Annotated in this window: 17 protein-coding genes, 1 other RNA gene and 1 pseudogene; 12 read left to right on the plus strand and 7 right to left on the minus strand. The window is 46.0% G+C overall.

Features of this window, described 5'->3' with window-relative positions:
- Positions 1 to 125: 125 nt before the first annotated feature.
- From AZ66_RS07890 to AZ66_RS07910, 5 genes and pseudogenes are all read left to right on the plus strand, one after another.
- The gene (locus tag AZ66_RS07890) at positions 126 to 1,910 is read left to right on the plus strand and encodes a peptide ABC transporter substrate-binding protein (protein WP_044354331.1); all 1,785 of its coding nucleotides are present in this window, start codon (positions 126 to 128) and stop codon (positions 1,908 to 1,910) included.
- A 68-nt stretch (positions 1,911 to 1,978) separates the two neighbouring features.
- A complete protein-coding gene (locus tag AZ66_RS07895; RefSeq protein ID WP_044354333.1) occupies positions 1,979 to 2,926 on the plus strand; it encodes an ABC transporter permease in 948 nt (315 codons plus the stop codon).
- Positions 2,926 to 4,065, plus strand: a complete 1,140-nt coding sequence (locus tag AZ66_RS07900; protein WP_044354334.1) for an ABC transporter permease — start codon at positions 2,926 to 2,928, stop codon at positions 4,063 to 4,065. Before AZ66_RS07895 ends, AZ66_RS07900 begins: the two co-directional genes overlap by 1 nt.
- Positions 4,066 to 4,089: 24 nt before the next feature.
- Positions 4,090 to 5,139 (plus strand): ABC transporter ATP-binding protein, encoded by a 1,050-nt coding sequence (locus AZ66_RS07905; RefSeq protein ID WP_044354336.1) that lies wholly within the window; start codon positions 4,090 to 4,092, stop codon positions 5,137 to 5,139.
- A gap of 1 nt (position 5,140) precedes the next feature.
- A pseudogene (locus AZ66_RS07910) lies at positions 5,141 to 6,093 on the plus strand (ABC transporter ATP-binding protein).
- Between the two features lie 172 nt (positions 6,094 to 6,265).
- On the opposite strand, the gene AZ66_RS07915 reads toward AZ66_RS07910, so the two are convergent.
- Complete coding sequence (locus AZ66_RS07915) at positions 6,266 to 7,069, minus strand: YitT family protein (RefSeq protein WP_044354349.1); 804 nt, start codon at positions 7,067 to 7,069, stop codon at positions 6,266 to 6,268.
- A 295-nt stretch (positions 7,070 to 7,364) separates the two neighbouring features.
- Between AZ66_RS07915 and AZ66_RS07920 the strand changes: the two genes are divergently transcribed.
- Positions 7,365 to 8,963 carry a DEAD/DEAH box helicase gene (locus AZ66_RS07920; RefSeq protein ID WP_044354338.1) on the plus strand — a complete coding sequence of 533 codons (1,599 nt, stop codon included), beginning with the start codon at positions 7,365 to 7,367 and terminating at the stop codon, positions 8,961 to 8,963.
- Between the two features lie 119 nt (positions 8,964 to 9,082).
- Here AZ66_RS07920 and AZ66_RS30455 read toward each other — a convergent pair whose 3' ends face one another.
- On the minus strand, positions 9,083 to 9,193 hold the full coding sequence (locus AZ66_RS30455; RefSeq protein ID WP_081676285.1) for a sporulation protein YjcZ: 111 nt from the start codon (positions 9,191 to 9,193) through the stop codon (positions 9,083 to 9,085).
- A 171-nt stretch (positions 9,194 to 9,364) separates the two neighbouring features.
- Between AZ66_RS30455 and AZ66_RS07925 the strand changes: the two genes are divergently transcribed.
- From AZ66_RS07925 to AZ66_RS07930, 3 genes are all read left to right on the plus strand, one after another.
- Positions 9,365 to 10,204, plus strand: a complete 840-nt coding sequence (locus AZ66_RS07925) for a YesL family protein (RefSeq protein ID WP_044354339.1) — start codon at positions 9,365 to 9,367, stop codon at positions 10,202 to 10,204.
- 166 nt (positions 10,205 to 10,370) lie between these two features.
- Positions 10,371 to 10,553, plus strand: a non-coding RNA gene (ssrS, locus tag AZ66_RS30460) — 6S RNA.
- A 146-nt stretch (positions 10,554 to 10,699) separates the two neighbouring features.
- A complete protein-coding gene (locus tag AZ66_RS07930) occupies positions 10,700 to 11,092 on the plus strand; it encodes a DUF1499 domain-containing protein (protein WP_005546086.1) in 393 nt (130 codons plus the stop codon).
- A 127-nt stretch (positions 11,093 to 11,219) separates the two neighbouring features.
- On the opposite strand, the gene tpx is transcribed toward AZ66_RS07930, so the two are convergent.
- The gene (tpx, locus tag AZ66_RS07935; RefSeq protein ID WP_044354340.1) at positions 11,220 to 11,738 is read right to left on the minus strand and encodes a thiol peroxidase; all 519 of its coding nucleotides are present in this window, start codon (positions 11,736 to 11,738) and stop codon (positions 11,220 to 11,222) included.
- A 201-nt stretch (positions 11,739 to 11,939) separates the two neighbouring features.
- On the opposite strand from tpx, the gene AZ66_RS07940 reads away from it, so the two are divergent.
- Together AZ66_RS07940 and AZ66_RS07945 are read left to right on the plus strand one after the other, a co-directional pair.
- Positions 11,940 to 12,533, plus strand: a complete 594-nt coding sequence (locus AZ66_RS07940; protein WP_044354342.1) for a rhomboid family intramembrane serine protease — start codon at positions 11,940 to 11,942, stop codon at positions 12,531 to 12,533.
- A gap of 117 nt (positions 12,534 to 12,650) precedes the next feature.
- Positions 12,651 to 13,595 (plus strand): LysR family transcriptional regulator, encoded by a 945-nt coding sequence (locus tag AZ66_RS07945; RefSeq protein WP_021260102.1) that lies wholly within the window; start codon positions 12,651 to 12,653, stop codon positions 13,593 to 13,595.
- Between the two features lie 94 nt (positions 13,596 to 13,689).
- On the opposite strand, the gene AZ66_RS07950 is transcribed toward AZ66_RS07945, so the two are convergent.
- From AZ66_RS07950 to AZ66_RS07960, 3 genes are all read right to left on the minus strand, one after another.
- Entirely contained in the window at positions 13,690 to 14,373 is a 684-nt protein-coding gene (locus tag AZ66_RS07950) for a zinc metallopeptidase (protein WP_021253222.1), read from the minus strand.
- Between the two features lie 47 nt (positions 14,374 to 14,420).
- Entirely contained in the window at positions 14,421 to 14,873 is a 453-nt protein-coding gene (locus AZ66_RS07955; RefSeq protein ID WP_044354343.1) for a helix-turn-helix domain-containing protein, read from the minus strand.
- A gap of 220 nt (positions 14,874 to 15,093) precedes the next feature.
- Entirely contained in the window at positions 15,094 to 16,302 is a 1,209-nt protein-coding gene (locus AZ66_RS07960; protein WP_044354344.1) for an MFS transporter, read from the minus strand.
- A gap of 169 nt (positions 16,303 to 16,471) precedes the next feature.
- Here AZ66_RS07960 and AZ66_RS07965 point away from each other — a divergent pair, with 169 nt between their 5' ends.
- Positions 16,472 to 17,020: a TlpA family protein disulfide reductase gene (locus AZ66_RS07965; RefSeq protein WP_044354345.1), complete on the plus strand. Its 549-nt coding sequence runs from the start codon at positions 16,472 to 16,474 to the stop codon at positions 17,018 to 17,020.
- Between the two features lie 85 nt (positions 17,021 to 17,105).
- Here AZ66_RS07965 and cimA read toward each other — a convergent pair.
- Positions 17,106 to 18,170: citramalate synthase (gene cimA, locus AZ66_RS07970; protein WP_044354346.1), on the minus strand; the 1,065-nt coding region annotated here is incomplete at its 5' end.

Raw genomic sequence — 18,170 nt, forward strand, 5'->3', positions numbered from 1 at the left:
AGGCACATTATTTCACAAGGTGTCAATTTTGTTGGCATAATCGACCCAACATTCTATTTCCTTTGTTACCCACATATTTTACATACATGAATTGAAAAAAAGTGAGAAAATCAGGAGGGGATTGTATGAAGCTGCCAAAAAAACCGTTCTTGGTTGTTTTGGCTATCATGATGATGCTTACGTTCGCGGGTTGCACGAGCGGGAGCGGGAATGCCGGACAAGAGAATCAGGGGAGCAAGGAGAATGAAGGTAAGGTTGCGACCGAGCAGAAAGGCGCAGCGAGCGATAAGCCGAAGGTATTACGGCTTGCTACGATGTCTGCGGATACGTTCAATCAGCATACGTACAACAGTGCCGAAACCGCAGATATGATGAAATATATTTACGGGAACTTATTGGAGATTATTTATGACGAACCAACGGACAATATAAAATTTGTTGGCAATCATGCGGTTGATCTACCAACGACAACGGATAATAAAGTATGGACGTTCAAGCTGAAGGAAGGATTGAAGTGGACGGACGGCACGCCGATTAATGCGAAAACTTATGAATATTCCTATAAAATGCTGCTTGATCCAAAGCTGGCCAATAAGAACTCTTACATATTATTTGACGATATTCCTATTGTAAACGCTAACAAATATTTTAAGGGCGAAGCCAAATGGGAAGATGTCGGAATTAAAGCAAAAGATGACTCCACGTTCGAAATTACGCTGGAATCTGAGATGCCGGAAATCGACATCTATGGTGCCTTTGCGAACGGAGGGGCGACTTCTCCCGTTCACGAGAAGCTGTATGAGGGCGGCATGAAGGCTGATCGAACGGAAACGACTTACGGAACAACGGTAGAACAGGTTCCTTCTTCTGGAACGTATCGATTAACGGAGTGGGTGCGCGACCAGCATCATACGTTTGAAAAGAACCCGGATTCGCCATTAGTGGCAATTTATAAGCCTGACCGCATCGAAACGCGTGTTGTCACGGAAAGCTCGACTCGTGTTCAATTGTGGGAAAAGGGCGAAATTGACTCGGTATCAATTAGCGGCGAACAATTCGACAAATACGGCGAGGATCCGCGAGTCGTCTACACAGAAGCTGACGGGGTATGGGGCTTCTATGTAAACTCTGAATCGGACAGTAACCCGATTTTGAAAAACAATGATTTCCGCAAAGCGCTGTACTATGGTCTCGATCGCGATAAAATTACCAAAGGCATTTTCAAAACGTTTAAATCAGCACCGTATTTTATTTCTACGATATGTGTAGTTGGAGACTATACAGAAGGCAAGCGATATCGCGATTCCGAAGAAGGGAAGCTAGCCGTAGCTCCAGGAACGGGCTACGAGCCAGATAAAGCGAAGGAATATTTCGAAAAGGCGTATCAGGCGAACGGCAACAAGAAGATCACGGTTGAAGTCACCTACTTCGATGCTCAGGAAACGATGAAGCGCACGGCAGAAGTTACGCAAGAAATGTACGAAAATTTGTTCGGCAAGGATAAGTTTGCTGTTAAGCTCAGAGCGATGCCGCCGAGATCAGCTTACGACGCTTACAAAGAAGGAAAATACGAGTTGGGTATCGGCTCCATGACGCAAAATGCGTTCAACCCGTGGGGCAGCATGAAGGTGTGGACGAAGGACTTCCCGAACCGCAACCATAGATTTAGCAGCGACGCGTTCGACGCACTGCAGAAGCGGACTACGACAGGCGATTTGCTGCTGAAGCCAGAGGAACGATTGAAGGCATTAGGGGAGATGGAGAAGATGCTGGCCGATTACGTGCCGCAAATTCCAGTCTTCCAAAACAATAATGCTGTCATCTATCTAGATCGTATTCATTTGGCTACAAAAGGGAAATATTTCCCTGAAGTTAGGTTTGCTATCCTGCAAGCAGACATTGTCGACTAATACCAGAAAAGAGGAGGCCTTGCGGCGACGCAAGGTCTCCTACCTTGCGGAAAAGGAGTTCCAGGCTCATGTTACGATACATATCGCAAAGATTCATTGCCATGGTTATTACTCTATTTCTTATCATTAGCCTGTTGTTCTTTTTAATTCATGCCATGCCGGGCAGTATCGTGGACGATCCATTGCTGCCTGCTGATATTCGGGAACGGGTTGAAGCCAAATATCATTTGGATAAGCCGCTTGTTGTACAATACGTATATTTCCTTGGGGATTTCCTTACTTTCGATTTCGGAGATTCGCTAAAAGTACAGCCGAAGGTTCCGGTCTTCAATATTATTAAGGATAAGCTCCCGATCACGATTCAATTAAATATTATGGCGCTTCTATTTACTCTGCCGATCGGTATTATGTGCGGAATAATAGCGGCATTGAAAAAGAATACGATGACCGATCATGGGATCAACATAATGGTCGTGTTGTTTATTTCGGTGCCCTCCTTCGTATTTGCAGCTCTGCTGCAATACGTGGTGGCTTTCAAATGGGATCTGCTGCCGATTCTGCTGTCGACGGATCAAGGGATAACTTGGGATAAGTTAAAATCGATGATTTTGCCTGTGCTGGCGTTGTCCTTTGGCGAAATTGCGATCATTACTCGGTATTTGCGTGCCGAATTATGCGAAACGCTTAATTCGGATTATATGCTGTTGGCAAGAATGAAAGGCCTATCGCATATGCAGGCCACCATGCGTCACGCGATTCGTAATTCGTTCATCCCGTTGTCGAATATTCTTATTCCGATGATTTTGGCCATAATGTCGGGAGCGATCGTAATCGAGAATATTTTCAGCGTGCCTGGTCTTGGTTCTCTGTCTTTGAACTCCATCAATTCTTTGGATCATCCGGTAACGATTGCTGTTATGTTCTTCTATTCTATAATCGCTCTGATCAGCATCTTGATCGTGGATTTATCATACGGAATTATTGACCCGCGAATTCGAATGGGAGGGAAGAAGTAATGAAGACGAGTCAGAATACGGAGCCCAACATGGAACCGAACCCATTCGAATTCGTTCAGCGGGACAAGCCTATCGCGGATGAGAAATTCGAAGGCAAGGCAATTGGATTTTTTCAGGATGCGATGCTGCGATTCCGCAGGAACAAAGCTTCTACCATCGCGGCGATCGTGATTGGAATTATCATTTTGCTTGCAATCATTGCTCCGATGATCAGTTCATACACTTACCGGGAACAGCATCTTGATTGGAACTTGCTTCCTCCGCGCGTCCCGGTGCTGGAGAAGCTGGGGATTTGGGATGGAACGAAAGTGATGGACGTGAAAAAAACGAGTTTGGAAGAAAAATATAAAGGCTCGATTGTAAAAGTGCTTAAAGAATTTGAAGTTGACTACCGCGGCAACAAAATTCCAATGGTGCAAGCGAAAGTTGATATGTATCAGTTAAAAGAGGCGAAAGATAAATATTTCTGGATGGGTACAGATGCATTGGGGCGCGATCAATGGACGCGATTATGGAAGGGTACCCGAATCTCGTTGATTATCGGGTTTATGGCCGTGACCATCAATATGCTGATCGGTCTTACATATGGGTCGATTTCCGGGTATTATGGCGGAGCGGTCGATATGATTATGCAGCGGATTATTGAGATTTTGAATGGAATACCCGGCTTAGTCGTCGTAATTCTATTTGTCATGCTCATGGGTGCAGGTATAAGTCCATTAATATTAGCGATGGTGATTACGGGCTGGATTGGCATGAGCCGCATGATTCGGGCACAGTTCTATAAATATAAAGGTCAAGAATATGTATTGGCATCCCGTACGATGGGAGCGCGGGATCGTCTATTGATATTCCGGCACATTATGCCGAACGCAATCGGTCCGATCATTACGCAAGCGACGCTCGCGATTCCAGGGGCTATTTTTACAGAGGCATTTCTCTCTTATTTGGGACTCGGTATCGCTGCTCCCGAACCTTCCATTGGCAGCTTGTTGTCAGAAGGTCAGAAAGTGCTGCTCGAGCATCCTCACTTGACGCTATTTCCTGCCATTATTATCTCGCTCTTGATGTTGTCTTTCAATATGTTCGGCAACGGCTTGCGGGATGCATTTGATCCGACTTTGAGAGGCCAAGAATAATAGCGAATAGCGGGGGGAGCTAAGATGACGACACACAACGATATGATTCTTCAAGTAAATGATCTGCATATCTCGTTCAAGACGTTTGCGGGAAAGGTGCAGGCCGTGCGCGGGGTCGACTTTGAATTGCGTAAAGGTGAGACGCTGGCTATCGTCGGTGAATCAGGCTCGGGGAAATCCGTGACGAACAAAGCGATCGTCGGGATATTATCTAAAAATGCCGTTATTGAACGTGGCAGTATCAAGTATCATGGGCAAGATGTGACGAAATATACGGAGAAACAGTTTACCGAAATTCGCGGCTCTAAAATTGCCATGATCTTTCAGGATCCGCTCTCGTCTCTAAATCCGGTAATGAAGATTGGCAAACAGATTATGGAGGCGCTTCGTTCACAGAAGCTTAGCAAAGCGGAGGCCAAAGCCAAAGCGCTGGAGCTGATGGAAGCAGTAGGCATTCCGAATGCGGAGAAGCGATTCCATCAATATCCGTTTCAGTTCTCTGGCGGAATGCGTCAACGTATCGTCATCGCGATCGCCCTTGCATGTGACCCGGAAGTACTGATATGCGACGAGCCGACGACGGCGCTTGATGTTACGATTCAGGCGCAAATTATCGATCTGATTAAGGAGATTCAGAAGGAACGGAAGTTGTCCGTCATATTCATTACGCACGATCTTGGGGTGGTTGCAAACGTCGCGGATCGCGTGGCCGTGATGTATGCGGGCAAAATCGTCGAGCATGGAACGGTTGATGAGATTTTCTACAATCCTAAGCATCCGTATACATGGAGCTTACTCGTATCCATGCCTGATCTGGGTACGAGCGCATCCGACGAATTGCTAGTCATACCAGGAACGCCTCCCAATATGCTGCATCCGCCTAAAGGAGATGCCTTTGCTCCACGCAACCGATATGCGATGCATATTGACTTTGAAGAAGAACCGCCGATGTACAGAATAAGCGACACGCATTATGCCGCGACGTGGCTTCTCCATCCGAATGCGCCGAAGGTGGAGCTTCCGGATGTATTGAAGAAACGAATTGAGCAGCAAACGGGAAGGCTGGTGCGATAAGATGACGAATGCAACTCGCGATTCGGTGCTGGAGGTCAAGCATTTAAAGCAATATTTCAGCAGCGGCATCGGAAGGAAAAAACAGTGGTCAAAGCCGTCGATGATATCAGCTTCACGGTCTATCGCGGCGAGACGTTCGGACTTGTCGGCGAATCTGGCTGCGGCAAAACGACAACGGGCAGAACGATCATTCGCCTATATGAACCGACGAGCGGCGAAATTTATTTCAATGGTTCGCTTATATCAGGCCCGCTGACTAAGGAGCTCAGGAAAGAAATGACCCGCGGCATGCAGATGATTTTCCAGGATCCGATTGCCTCTTTAAACCCACGCATGACGGTAAAGGAGATTATCGGGGAGGGTCTGAAAATCAATAAGCTTTGCAATAATGAAAAAGAAATGATGGATATGGTCTATGACATTCTGGAGACGGTAGGATTGACCCGGGAACACGCGAGTCGTTATCCGCATGAGTTCTCAGGAGGGCAGAGGCAGCGGATTGGAATTGCGAGAGCGTTAATTACGAGTCCCGATCTTGTCATTGCAGACGAACCGATATCCGCGCTTGATGTATCGATTCAGGCACAGGTGTTGAATTTGCTCAATCGGCTTCGGAAGAAGCTTGGGCTTACTATTTTGTTCATTGCCCATGACCTGTCTGTCGTTAAATACTTCTCAGATCGGATTGGCGTTATGTATAATGGGAAGATTGTGGAGTTGGCCAAGGCTGATGATTTATATCGGCAACCGATTCACCCGTATACGAAATCCCTGCTGTCAGCCATTCCTCATCCAGATCCGCACTACGAGCGGAATCGCCAACGAATATATTATAGTCCGAGTATTCATAACTATGATGTCGAGAGTCCAAGCTTAGTTGAAATAACACCGGAGCATTATGTGTTCGCTTCTCCATCTGAAGTCGAGAAGTATAAGCAAGAGATGACTCTATAGGCAATAAACGATGCGCATTCGCATAGCATGTCCATATCCAGCGTAGAGCATCCGAGTCATTCCGATGTAATTATAATTTTAATTCGCATAAGAAACGCCCGTCCATTTACTTGGACGGGTCTTTCTTATATCGCTGACAACGATTCATATGTACGTCTGGCAACCGAGCGGCTTACCTATTTTTCGGCCTTCGGAAATTCCCGATGACACCAGCAGTCTCCACAATATTTACAAAAGCCTTAGGGTCATTTTCACGAATAACACGTTTTAACTCGGTCAATTCATAACGTGTAGTAACGGTCATCAACATGTCTTTCTCAATATCGGTAAATGCACCTGTGGTTTTTATAACGGTAACTCCATGCGGCAAGACCAGCAGCTTGTTAATAAGTGCTTCCTTGTTCCTCGTAATAATGAACACCGTTACCTTGTAGTGGTTAATATAGATGGTGCCGATTACTTTGCCGGTCGTGAATATGGAGACCATGGAGTAAAGCGCCAGTTCCCACTCATTCGATAAATATCCATGGGTTACAATAACAGCCGCGTTCATTCCAACCAGAATGTTCGAGATTGAGAAGTCGCGATATCTGGTTACAATTGAACCGATAATGTCAAATCCACCTGATGAGCCGCCTACTCGTAGGGATATCCCGCTTCCGATACCTACTAGTGTGCCCCCAAATACAGCAGATAAAAGCGATTCGTTGGCAACAGCTTTAACTGGGAAGACGGATATGAAGTAAGTTGTCGCGACGACACTTAGTAAACTATATCCAATAAAGCGTTTGCCAAGCACGAACCAGCCCCATATGATTAGCGGTAAATTATAGGCGAAATATAAAATGCTCGGATTCCAATGAGTCAAGTAATTCGTTACGAGCGATAATCCAGATACGCCGCCACTAAGCAAATGGTGGGGCATTAAGAACAAATTAAATGATGCAGCGATGAGCGCTGCCCCGGCAATTAACATGATGAAATCAAAAATTCGTTTCAAGCAATGTCACCTCAAAACGTAGTATTAGTTAGTTCGGATCTGGTATTCTTCAATATTTTTGTGTTATAATATTCTGGATATTCTTGAGTAGGCTTTAGTTACCAACGATGTACATGAATTTGACGCGGAGTTCACGCTACACAATAAGAGTGTCCCTCCGCATTGTATATGAGAAGACGGTTGACTGAAAGTGCCATTCGTCACCATTGTCGCGCTACTTAAGAATACAGATAAGGCTGTGGATTGTCCACAATGAAGGAGTATGAATATTTTGAAGACATTTGCAGAATTTGGCTTGGAGCCGAAAGTGCTTCAAGCGATAACGGAATTAGGGTTCGAAGAATCGACTCCAATTCAAGAGAAAGCGATACCTGTAGCGATGACCGGACGAGACCTTATCGGACAAGCGCAGACGGGTACGGGGAAGACGGCGGCTTTCGGTATCCCGTTGATCTCGAAGATTGACCCAACTGAAGAACGTGTAAAGGCTCTGATTATGACACCAACGCGCGAATTGGCGATCCAAGTTGCTGAAGAAATCGGCAAACTGACTCGTTTCAAAGGCGTCCGTTCATTGCCGATTTATGGCGGACAAGATATTGGCCGACAAATTCGTGCTTTGAAAAAGCACCCACAAATTATTATCGGTACACCAGGTCGTTTGCTTGACCACATCAACCGTAAGACAATTCGTCTCGATGATGTTGCAACAGTTGTATTGGATGAAGCAGATGAAATGCTGGATATGGGCTTCATGGAAGATATCACTTCCATCTTGAGCCTTGTACCTGAACAACGCCAGACAATGCTTTTCTCCGCAACGATGCCACCGAACATCCAAAAGCTTGCTAATCAATTCCTTCGCGAGCCAGAACATGTATCGGTTATGCCTAAGCATGTGAGTGCTCCACTCATTGAACAAGCATACATTGAAGTTCCTGAACGTGTGAAGTTCGATGCATTGAGCCGCTTGCTCGATATGGAATCCCCGGAGCTTGCGATTGTATTCGGCCGTACGAAGCGTCGTGTAGACGAATTGTCTGAAGCATTGCAGAAGCGTGGTTATTCAGCAGATGGTTTGCATGGCGATTTGTCCCAAAACCAACGTGATACGGTTATGCGCAAGTTCCGTGACGGCAGCATTGATGTTCTCGTTGCGACTGACGTAGCTGCACGTGGTTTGGATGTTTCTGGTGTAACACATGTAATTAACTTTGACTTGCCGCAAGATCCAGAATCTTATGTACACCGTATCGGTCGTACGGGCCGTGCTGGTAAAGAAGGCAGCGCATGGTCTTTCGTGACGCCTCGTGAAATTGACCATTTGCACTTCATCGAGCGTGTAACTCGTCATCGCATTCCGCGCAAGCCGATTCCTAGCCTTGCAGAAGCGATAGAAGGGAAGCAGCGCATTGTTGCAGATCGCATTCTTGATGTGCTTAAGGATGGCGAGCTAAATGAATACAAAGGCATTGCTATTGAATTGCTGGAGCAATACGACTCCGTACAATTGTTGTCTGCTGCATTCAAGATGCTGACAGGTGATAAGAAGGAAGTTTCTATCAACTTGACTCCTGAAGATCCAATCCGTGCGAAGCGTCGCAAGCCAGACCTTCGTTCTAGTGGACGCAAGATGTCTGCACCTTACAACCGCAATGGTCGTTCCAGTGGCGGACGTGACTCTCGTGGAGGACGCGATGGTGGACGTGATGGTGGACGTGATGGCAACCGTGGCGGGTACAACCGCGACGGACGTGGCGAGCGTTATGGCCGCAGCGATTCCCGCGACCGCAACAACAACGGTGGTGGTGGCGATCGCCGCCCAAGACGTTTTAACAACGACGAGAACCGTAATAAGCGCGACGAGTAGGACGAGGCACATTCGAATGATGAATGTCTTCCGTTGATCATAGAGACCGCCCCAGTTGGAGCGGTCTCTTTTGTTTGTCAAGGATGATTAGCGTGAATCTGGCTTGCCGCAACAGTTCATTAGATAAAAGAGCGACTTATAATAACTAACAAAATAAACAAGACAAGAATCACCCCTGTGGAAGTAAAACCAAAACCTCCACAGCTACCTCCAAAACCTAATTGCCCCATACGGGAACCTCCTTTAAAACTGCGATGTTTGGTGTTGTCACATTAATATCCTATGCGGAAATACTTTTCTCGCTGTGGACACGAACCTAATTGGAAACAAAATAGGCACTGGCACTAAGGTAGCAATTTGTATTATAGTAGTAGAGACAGGATGATGAGGGGGAATGACCTTTGGAATTTCGAGGGATTATGGGCGGCTTTTACCGCATTTCAGAATGGATCATGCGTTTTTCGGTCACGAACATATTGTGGCTTATCTGTTCGTCACCTTTTTTTATCTTTTTATTCATGAAGCTGATGGTTGATCAGCAGAACTTTATCAATGAATCCATTACGATGAATTGGGCGATGGGACTTGTGGCACCGTTTACATTGTTCCCAGCGACAGCTGCGATGTTCTCCGTTGCGCGGAAGTGGATCATGGGGGACACGGATGTTAAGCTCCTGCGTACATTTTTCAAATCATACAAAGACAATTATAAGCAGGCGATGGTAGGCGGTATCTTTTACACGCTGCTGTTCGTTATTATGTATATCGACTATTACGTGTATATGACTGAGTTGAAGTCTATGCAGTTTATCGGGTATGCAATGCTAGGTTTGCTGATATTGCTGTTCGTTTCATTGTTTAACTTCTTCTCGATGGTTGCACATTTACAAGCAAAAACAACACATATTATGAAGAACAGTGTGCTGTTAACGATTTTCACTCCTGTTAGCAGTATCGTAACGATTGTGTTGAGCTGCATCATTTTATACTTTAGCTTTACGAAATGGCCAGTTCTATTGTTCTTCTTCACAGGGTCACTTATCGCATACTTATCTTATTTCAACTTCAATAACGCCTTCACGAAGATTCAGGACAAGTACCAGCGCATGGTGGCTGCTCAGGAAGGTGAAGGTGAAGGTGAAGGTGAAGGTGAAGAAGCGGCTGATACAGAGAACGGCGAGACATCAGAGGCTGCGCAATTGGATGGAGAACAAGCGGGGAACTCGACTAACAAGCAGTAAGAGAACTAGAACTTGCATTGCTTTGAAGAAATGTGATATGATGTTGATCCTAACGGATGAACTAGAATGTTTGGGTAGATTTTTAAGAGTTTATCCGCTACTGAATGGTAAGAAATACGCAAGGCGCAAGGTTTACAATACGTGAACAACACAGTATAATAAACAATACATCCTGCGATGTACGTGTAGGCTTACGTTGTTTTGAACCAATGTTTGTTTCTAGGGAGTTCAATATCTAAGTATCGCTGGCAAGCCCTCTCCGAAGGGAAGTCAAACGTACTTATGCGAGCACCCACCTGCGAGAGCGGGTTCAGAAGCATAGGAGCTGAACGGCATAGGCGGGTTTTCTTTCTAACGAATCACCTTCTTTCATGAATGACTTCATGAGAGGAGGTGTTTTCTTTTTCTATGTAAATCCTCTTTCGTATCCTTACGAACAATGTTACACTATAGATAAGTGAGCATCGGCTGTCTAGAAAAAGGAGGAACACACTCTTGTCACTCAAACGTGTACTGGTCGGTATCGTTCGCAGTTTTGAATCGAGCGGCGATCGTGCAAAGGACCCTAAATTGAAAACGCATTATTATCAAATGTCCCGAGAGAAAGCTTGGGGAGAAGTTACATCCACACTAAAGAAAATTCAAGGGTACAAAGTGTTGCATGAGGTGTCTTCTGTAGGCGAGATTACGCTAGAGAAGAGAACAATGACGGGGCGGACGATGGATATAACCGTATCTGTCATTAACGTAGGACCGAACAAGACCGCAATTGATATCTATTCCGCGTCTCGCGGTGGACTTGGTGATTTTGGAGCGAACTATCGAGTTATTCTTGATTTGTATGCCATATTGGACAAGAAGTTGGCATCTTACAAAATGAATAGCTAATGAGCGGAAGTGAAGGTAGTAGCGGGCTCCGTAGGGTGATATATGAATACTCGTTGGTAGGATCATGAAGCGAGAGAGGAGCCTTTACTCTTCTCTCGCTTTTACTCTAGTTGATTTGTGTTGCGGGTTACAGAAGCGCTTGGACAGCTGCCAATGCTTGCTCATAACTAGGGTGCTCTGTCATCTCGCTAACATATTCAACATATCGGATCGTATTATCGGCATCCACTACGAAGATGGAACGCATATCGAGGTGTAATTCCTTAATCAGCACACCGTAAGATTTGCCGAAGTTGTTGTCCTTGTAGTCAGACAGCATGACGACATTGTCTACACCGGCTGCTCCGCACCAGCGAGCTTGTGCCATTGGGAGGTCAACACTAACGGTAATAATTGCGGCTTTGTCGCCAAGATTGGAAGCTTCCTCGTTAAAGCGGCGCGTCTGCGCATCGCATACACCTGTATCGATGGATGGGATTACACTGATCAATTTTACTTTACCAGCGAATTGTTCAAGCCCAACTACATCGACAAGCGATTTATTCAATTGGAATTCAGGCGCTTTATCGCCTACTTTAAGTTCAGGGCCGATCAATGTGATAGGATTTCCTTTTAATGTTGCCACACCTGTACGTTCTGCGGACATGGTTGGTAGCCTCCTTCTTACATATCATGCACATAATTGGTAAACCTATTGTCCATTATACGGTTTGCACATAAGGTTGTCCAATGTCGCTTCGTGATGAATTCGCTACACGATTGAGAATGATTCCGAGTAGCCGATTACATGGTTGGGGCAAGTACGCCGATGGATGTGAACTGGCAGGTGAAAGTGAGGAGTGACTCGATGATTTTTATTCGGTACGAAAATTGGCGCACCTATGTCAAAAGCTACCCGATTACAACGCTGCTTATTATCGCTAATATCGTGATGTTTATCGTGCTGATGGCTAGTGGTGGTACAAATGGTGAAAATCTATTTCGACATGGGGCTATCTGGAAGATAGAGCCTTTCAATAAGGAGACATGGCGCATTGCCGCTGCCATGTTCCTGCATGGTGGGTTTGAGCATTTGCTGTTTAATATGTTCGCCTTATTTGTCTTTGCACCGCCGCTCGAACAGATGATGGGATCGTTCAAGTATGCCGTCCTGTATGTCATAAGTGGATTGCTAGGAAATACAGCTGCACTGTGGCTATCGGAATGGGGGACGCTTGCGGTTGGAGCGTCAGGTGCAATATACGGCATTTACGGAGCCTATTTGTTTATTGCTCTGTTCCGGCGCCAGACACTTGATGAGGCATCCCGTCGAACATTGCTTATTATATTAGGGATTGGTATTGTTCAATCCTTTGTCATTCAAGGCATCAGCTGGAGTGCCCATTTGGGTGGCTTAGCCGCTGGATTTGTCGTGTATGGTGTATTACGGCTTATCCGGTGAGCAGAGCTTGCATACCATGCAGCTCTTGTCCAGAGAGTAGTGATGCACTCCTCTTGAATTGCAGTTAGAAAATGATATTGATGAAATAGCATAATTGACAGAACGGAGCGAGAAGTCGTGGAACTTAGGCAATTGCACTACTTTGTGAAAGTGGCGCAAAAAGAGCATGTCACGCAAGCTGCTGAAGAACTGCATGTGGCGCAATCCGCCGTCAGCCGGCAAATCCATCAACTCGAGGAAGAACTAGGTGTTAAGTTGTTCCTTCAGAAGGGACGGAACCTTCAGTTAACACCTGTTGGTCAATTGTTCTGCAAGCGGGCGGAGGAGATCTTGAAGGATCTTGAGCGATCGATTCAAGAAGTGCAAGAGTTTATGGATCCAGAGTTGGGAGAAGTTCGGATTGGGTTCCCGCATAGTCTAGGTGTGCATCTCATTCCTAGCATCGTAGCAGAATTCCGCAAGCGTCATCCGAATGTGAAGTTTCGTTTCAAGCAAGGCATGTATCCGTCACTAATCCGGGATATCGTTTCCGGCGAAGTGGATCTCGCGTTCATTTCTCCTTTCCCGAAGGAGTGTGAGCATGTAACCGGAGAGATTGTGTTGACCGAGGAATTGTTTGCAATCTTGCCGCCAAATCACCCGTTGTCGAATGAACAAGAAATCACATTGCCGCAGCTGAAAGAAGATACTTTTGTTCTGTTTAGTCCAGGGTATTCCCTACGTCCCATTGTATGGGATGCTTGTATCGAAGCGGGCTTTACGCCGCGTATTGGCTTCGAAGGTGAGGAGACTGAGACAATAAGGGGACTTGTCGCTGCTGGTATGGGAGTGAGTTTATTGCCGGACATGGCGCTTCAACATACTTCTGAGCTGCAGCCTGCCAGAGTACGGGTTGTAAAGCCGGAAGTTACGAGAACAATAGGCATCATACGCCGAGCAGGGGAGAAATTGCCTCTTGTCGCGCATACATTCCATGCCTTTTTACTTCAATATTTTGCTCAGCACGACTTACAGCAACTTGCTAAAACAGCGGCGGCTTCATCTTCTACTAGCTCATCATAAATAGGCTTGTCACGATACAGAAGAGCCCCATTCCATGCGTAACCGCATAGGAATGGGGCTCTTCGATTCTTGGATCATTGGCTCACGTTCGAGATTAGTCGTTGCGATTTGTAAAGATCATAATGTACTTCAATAGCTCCAGTACAGAAATGGCAGCTGCTGCAACGTAGGTTAATGCCGCTGCGTTAAGAACCTTCGCTACACCACGCTCTTCTTCGTTCGTTACGAATCCTTCAGCGATCATCAGATCGCGTGCGCGTCTGCTTGCATCGAACTCAACTGGCAAGGTAACAAGCTGGAACAATACCGCTGCAGAGAAGAAAATAATCCCTAACAGAATCAAATTGCTCCATTGGAAGAGGAAGCCTGCGATCAACATGAAAGGCGCGATACCAGATGAGAAATTAACTAATGGGAACATGCGATGGCGCAGAACAAGCATCGGATAGGACTGCTGATGCTGAATCGCATGGCCGATTTCATGGCATGCCACTGAGATTGCAGAGATTGAGTTCTCATAATATACGGGCTCGGACAAACGTACAACACGGTTAATCGGGTCGTAATGGTCAGTAAGCGCACCTTGAATAGGCTCGATTGGAACATCATGCAGGCCATTCGCGTCCAGCATGCGGCGCGCTGCTTCGTAACCAGTCAGACCACTCATTGCTCTCACTTGAGCAAAGCGTTGAAAAGTTCCTTTAACGCGGAACTGCGCCCAAATTGAGAGCCCAAAAGCGATTAGAATCAAGAAATCCATCGGGTGAAAAAATAGCATGTACAAACCTCCTAAACATCAAAAGTACGGTCAAGCAGCAATCTAACTTACATCATAAAGTGATTGTTGCCCTTATCGATCAATGCGAGCAGTACCTCTACACAAGCCGCGCTTTGAGCTGCGAGACGATTGAACAATGACTGCGCTTGTGTTGGTTTGAGCTTATCCAGCATTGGGCTGAGCTCTTTCGCTTCACGTTCGAGCTTTTGCAAATGGATTTGCAATTCGGTAAGTCGTTCTTCCAATTCACGTTCTGCAGTCACGCTGTTCAATTGCGAGAAGTAAAGCTTGATTTCATCGAGACTATACTTTTCTTGTTTTAATTGATTAATACGTTCGATTCGTTCAATCGTTTCATGACTGTACAGACGATAGTTTGTATTTGTGCGCTTCACCGGTTCAATCAAGCCTATCGTCGTGTAATAGTCAATCGTTCGTTGACTTACATTCGCGGCGCGAGCCAGCTCTCCGATTCGTATTAACTTGTTAGTAGCCCCCATCGTCATCACCTCACTTATTCATTCTATGATACAAGATTGCAAACCATACAGTCAAACGTTATGGTTCTGAAATTCCTGCTTGAACATGGCATTTATATGACAATTTACATCCTTTCCTGAAGCGGGGTTCAACTTAGCGAGAAATGGAAGAAAGGAGCGGCCATAGAATGGTGTCCGCTCCGAAACTTCGCTTATTTTATTTAGGGGTTGATGGAAATGATCATTGAACCTTCGCATCTGGCTTAATAAAGAGACAGACGAGTACAAGGGCAATGATGGATAGAGCTGTCACCGAAATAAAAATGATCTGATGCGACTTGCTCATCATCCAAGTGAATAGGGGAGGGCCCAGGGCTACGCCGAAAAATCGCAGGCTGCTGTATAGCGAAGTAATCATGCCGCGCTCAGCCTTCTCCACGCTACCCGTAATCATCGTATTGAGACAAGGCAGCAGCATGCCAGTACCTATACTGCTGATTGTAATTAACGCAATAAACCAATAGACCTGCTTATGGAACATGATGGTAAGTCCCAGTGACAGAGACATAAGAACAAGCCCGATGATCATCATCCGCCGGATAAGTATGCCGTTCTTCTTGATTACGCTGCCTGTGATAAATGCAGTCGTCACAATACCAAGCAAAGGTATTGCCAGTACAAGACCCTTCACAACGCCTTGGATGGAATACGGCTTTTCCTCTAATATATCGGATAAATAAATCAAAATGCCAAATAAAATGAATAAGGCGAGCGACCCTGCAAAAAATGCGGGAATGAGCCACCGTCCCATCTTCTTAAATATGGAGCCGACATTATGCAAATAAGTTTTGAGCGGGGTTGGCTCCTTTTTGCGTTTGGGCTCTTTAATGAGCCAGATAATGGCCACAAGCGACAGCGCGCAAAAACATGGGAATGCAAAAAAAGGAGCGGTCCATGTCCAGAGAGCAAGCGCAGAGCCAAGAATCGGACTAATAACTTTGCCAGCTCCGTTCGATGCTTCAATTAAGCCCATGGCTTTACTCTCTTCTGCATCCTTATACAAATCCCCTACGAGAGCCATAGCGATAGGTGCAGTTCCTGCTGCACCCAAGCCTTGAACTGCTCGTGAACTAATGAGCAGTGGATAGGAGTTCCACAACGCGCCAAGGCCGGTGAACACCCCTGCAATCCCATAGATGAGCAGACCAGGTATGATAATCTTCTTGCGACCATAGCGATCGGACAAGTATCCAGCGACCGGGATAATAATGGCGGCAGACAGTGAGAACAAGGTAATGATGAAGCTGGTCTGCAGGGAAGTTAATCCGAGATTGCGCTTCACCTCGGGCAGGATGGGCACGAGCATGGAATTGCCCAATACCATAACAAGCGGGACAGTTGCTAACGCTGCATATTCAATCCATAATGGCCTTGATTGTTGGGATGGCATATATCATCTTTCCTTCGCGAGTAGTCATATTTCAGTTCGTCGTTACTGTGCCCGCATAATTAGGTTGGCATACGTAAGTTTGCTCAAAAGCTATTGTGGGGAATCGTATTTTTACTGGAAAAAGGGTACAATATGAACACGGAACAAGACGCGAACAAGGAGAATCAGAATGAAAAAAAGTCTAATATTGCTTGTAGTGAGTATTGCGCTCATTGGAATCGCGATATGGAACAATTACGATAAGTCAGACACTACCGCCTCGATGAATGACATACCGACTAAGATCGGCGGACAAGTAGGGCAGTTAGCGCCGTCCATATCACTGGATGTGCTTGGCGATCAGAATCCGATTACAGTTGGTGGCAAGCAGGACAAGCCGATTTTTGTAAACTTTTGGGCCTCATGGTGCGATCCATGCAAGGCAGAGGCACCTGATTTGGTGAAGCTGCATGATAAATACAAGGATAAGCTGTTGATGGTATCGATCAATGTGACCGCTCATGATACGGAGGAAGGGGCCAAAGAATTCGTATCTGCCTATGGGTTGACGAATCCAGTGCTCTTGGATACCACGGGGAAAGCTTTCAAGGCGTATAACGGAATTGGATTCCCTACCAATGTATTGTTGGATAAGAATGGAGTAATCCGGCAGCGTTACGATGGTATTAGACCTCCAGCTGAATTAGAGAAAGCGATTCAACAGGTCATAGAGGAATAAAAAAACCGAAAAATGAAAACAGCCGTAACCTCTTCGTTAAAGGGGTTATGGCTGTTTTCGTATATTCCGGATATATCGTATTCTATTAGTGATTGACGAGTCCAACTTGTTCTTTGCGTTCAGCGGATGTAGCGACTTTCTCTTGACCGATGAGTGCATAACGAATACTGTCAATAAGTGCTTCCCAGCTCGCTTCGATGACGTTGCTGGAGACGCCAACCGTGCTCCACGTATTGCGCGAGTCTGTTGATTCGATAAGCACGCGTACCTTGGCGGCCGTGGTATTATTCTCATCGAGCACCCTTACCTTGTAATCGGTGAGGTGCATGTCGGCGATGGAAGGGTAGTGACGGCTCAGTGCTTTGCGCAATGCGCTGTCGAGAGCGTTCACAGGACCATTGCCTTCTGCAGCCATGTAGATCGACTCGTCATCAATTTGCAGCTTCACAATCGCTTCCGATACAACGGAGCGTAATGAAGATTTTTCAACTAGTATTTTGAAAGATTCGAATGTAAATGGATCTTCGGCTTGACCTGTGGCTTGTCGCAACAACAGCTCCAACGAAGCGTCAGCACCTTCGAATTGATATCCCTGATGCTCAAGCTCCTTGATTTTTTCCATAATGGCCCTCGTTTCAGGCTTCGTAGGGTCAAGCTCATAACCCAATTGTTGTGCTTTGGATAGTACATTGCTCTGGCCTGCTAGTTCTGAGACGAGAATTCGCTGCTTGTTGCCAACCAGCTCAGGCACGATATGCTCATAGGTACGGGCATCCTTCATAATTGCGGACACGTGGATTCCACCCTTGTGGGCGAAGGCTGCATTGCCGACGTAAGGCTGATTCACAGGCATCGTGACGTTGGCAATTTCACTGATATAGCGTGCAGCAGGCGTCAACGATTGTAGTTGCTCTGCGTCAACACAAGAATAGCCCATCTTCAATTGAAGTGTTGGGATGATCGAGCACAAGTTGGCATTGCCGCATCTCTCGCCATATCCGTTAATGGTGCCCTGTACTTGGGTAACACCAGCCTCTACAGCAGCAAGTGTGTTCGCTACAGCAAGCTCACAATCATTATGAGTATGGATGCCGAGCTTCACTTGGACGTGATTGTGTACGTCACGAATAATACTGCCAATCTCGCCAGG

This window comes from Paenibacillus sp. E194 (assembly GCF_000935845.1).
GTDB classification, from domain to species: Bacteria; Bacillota; Bacilli; order Paenibacillales; family Paenibacillaceae; genus Paenibacillus_B; species Paenibacillus_B alvei_B.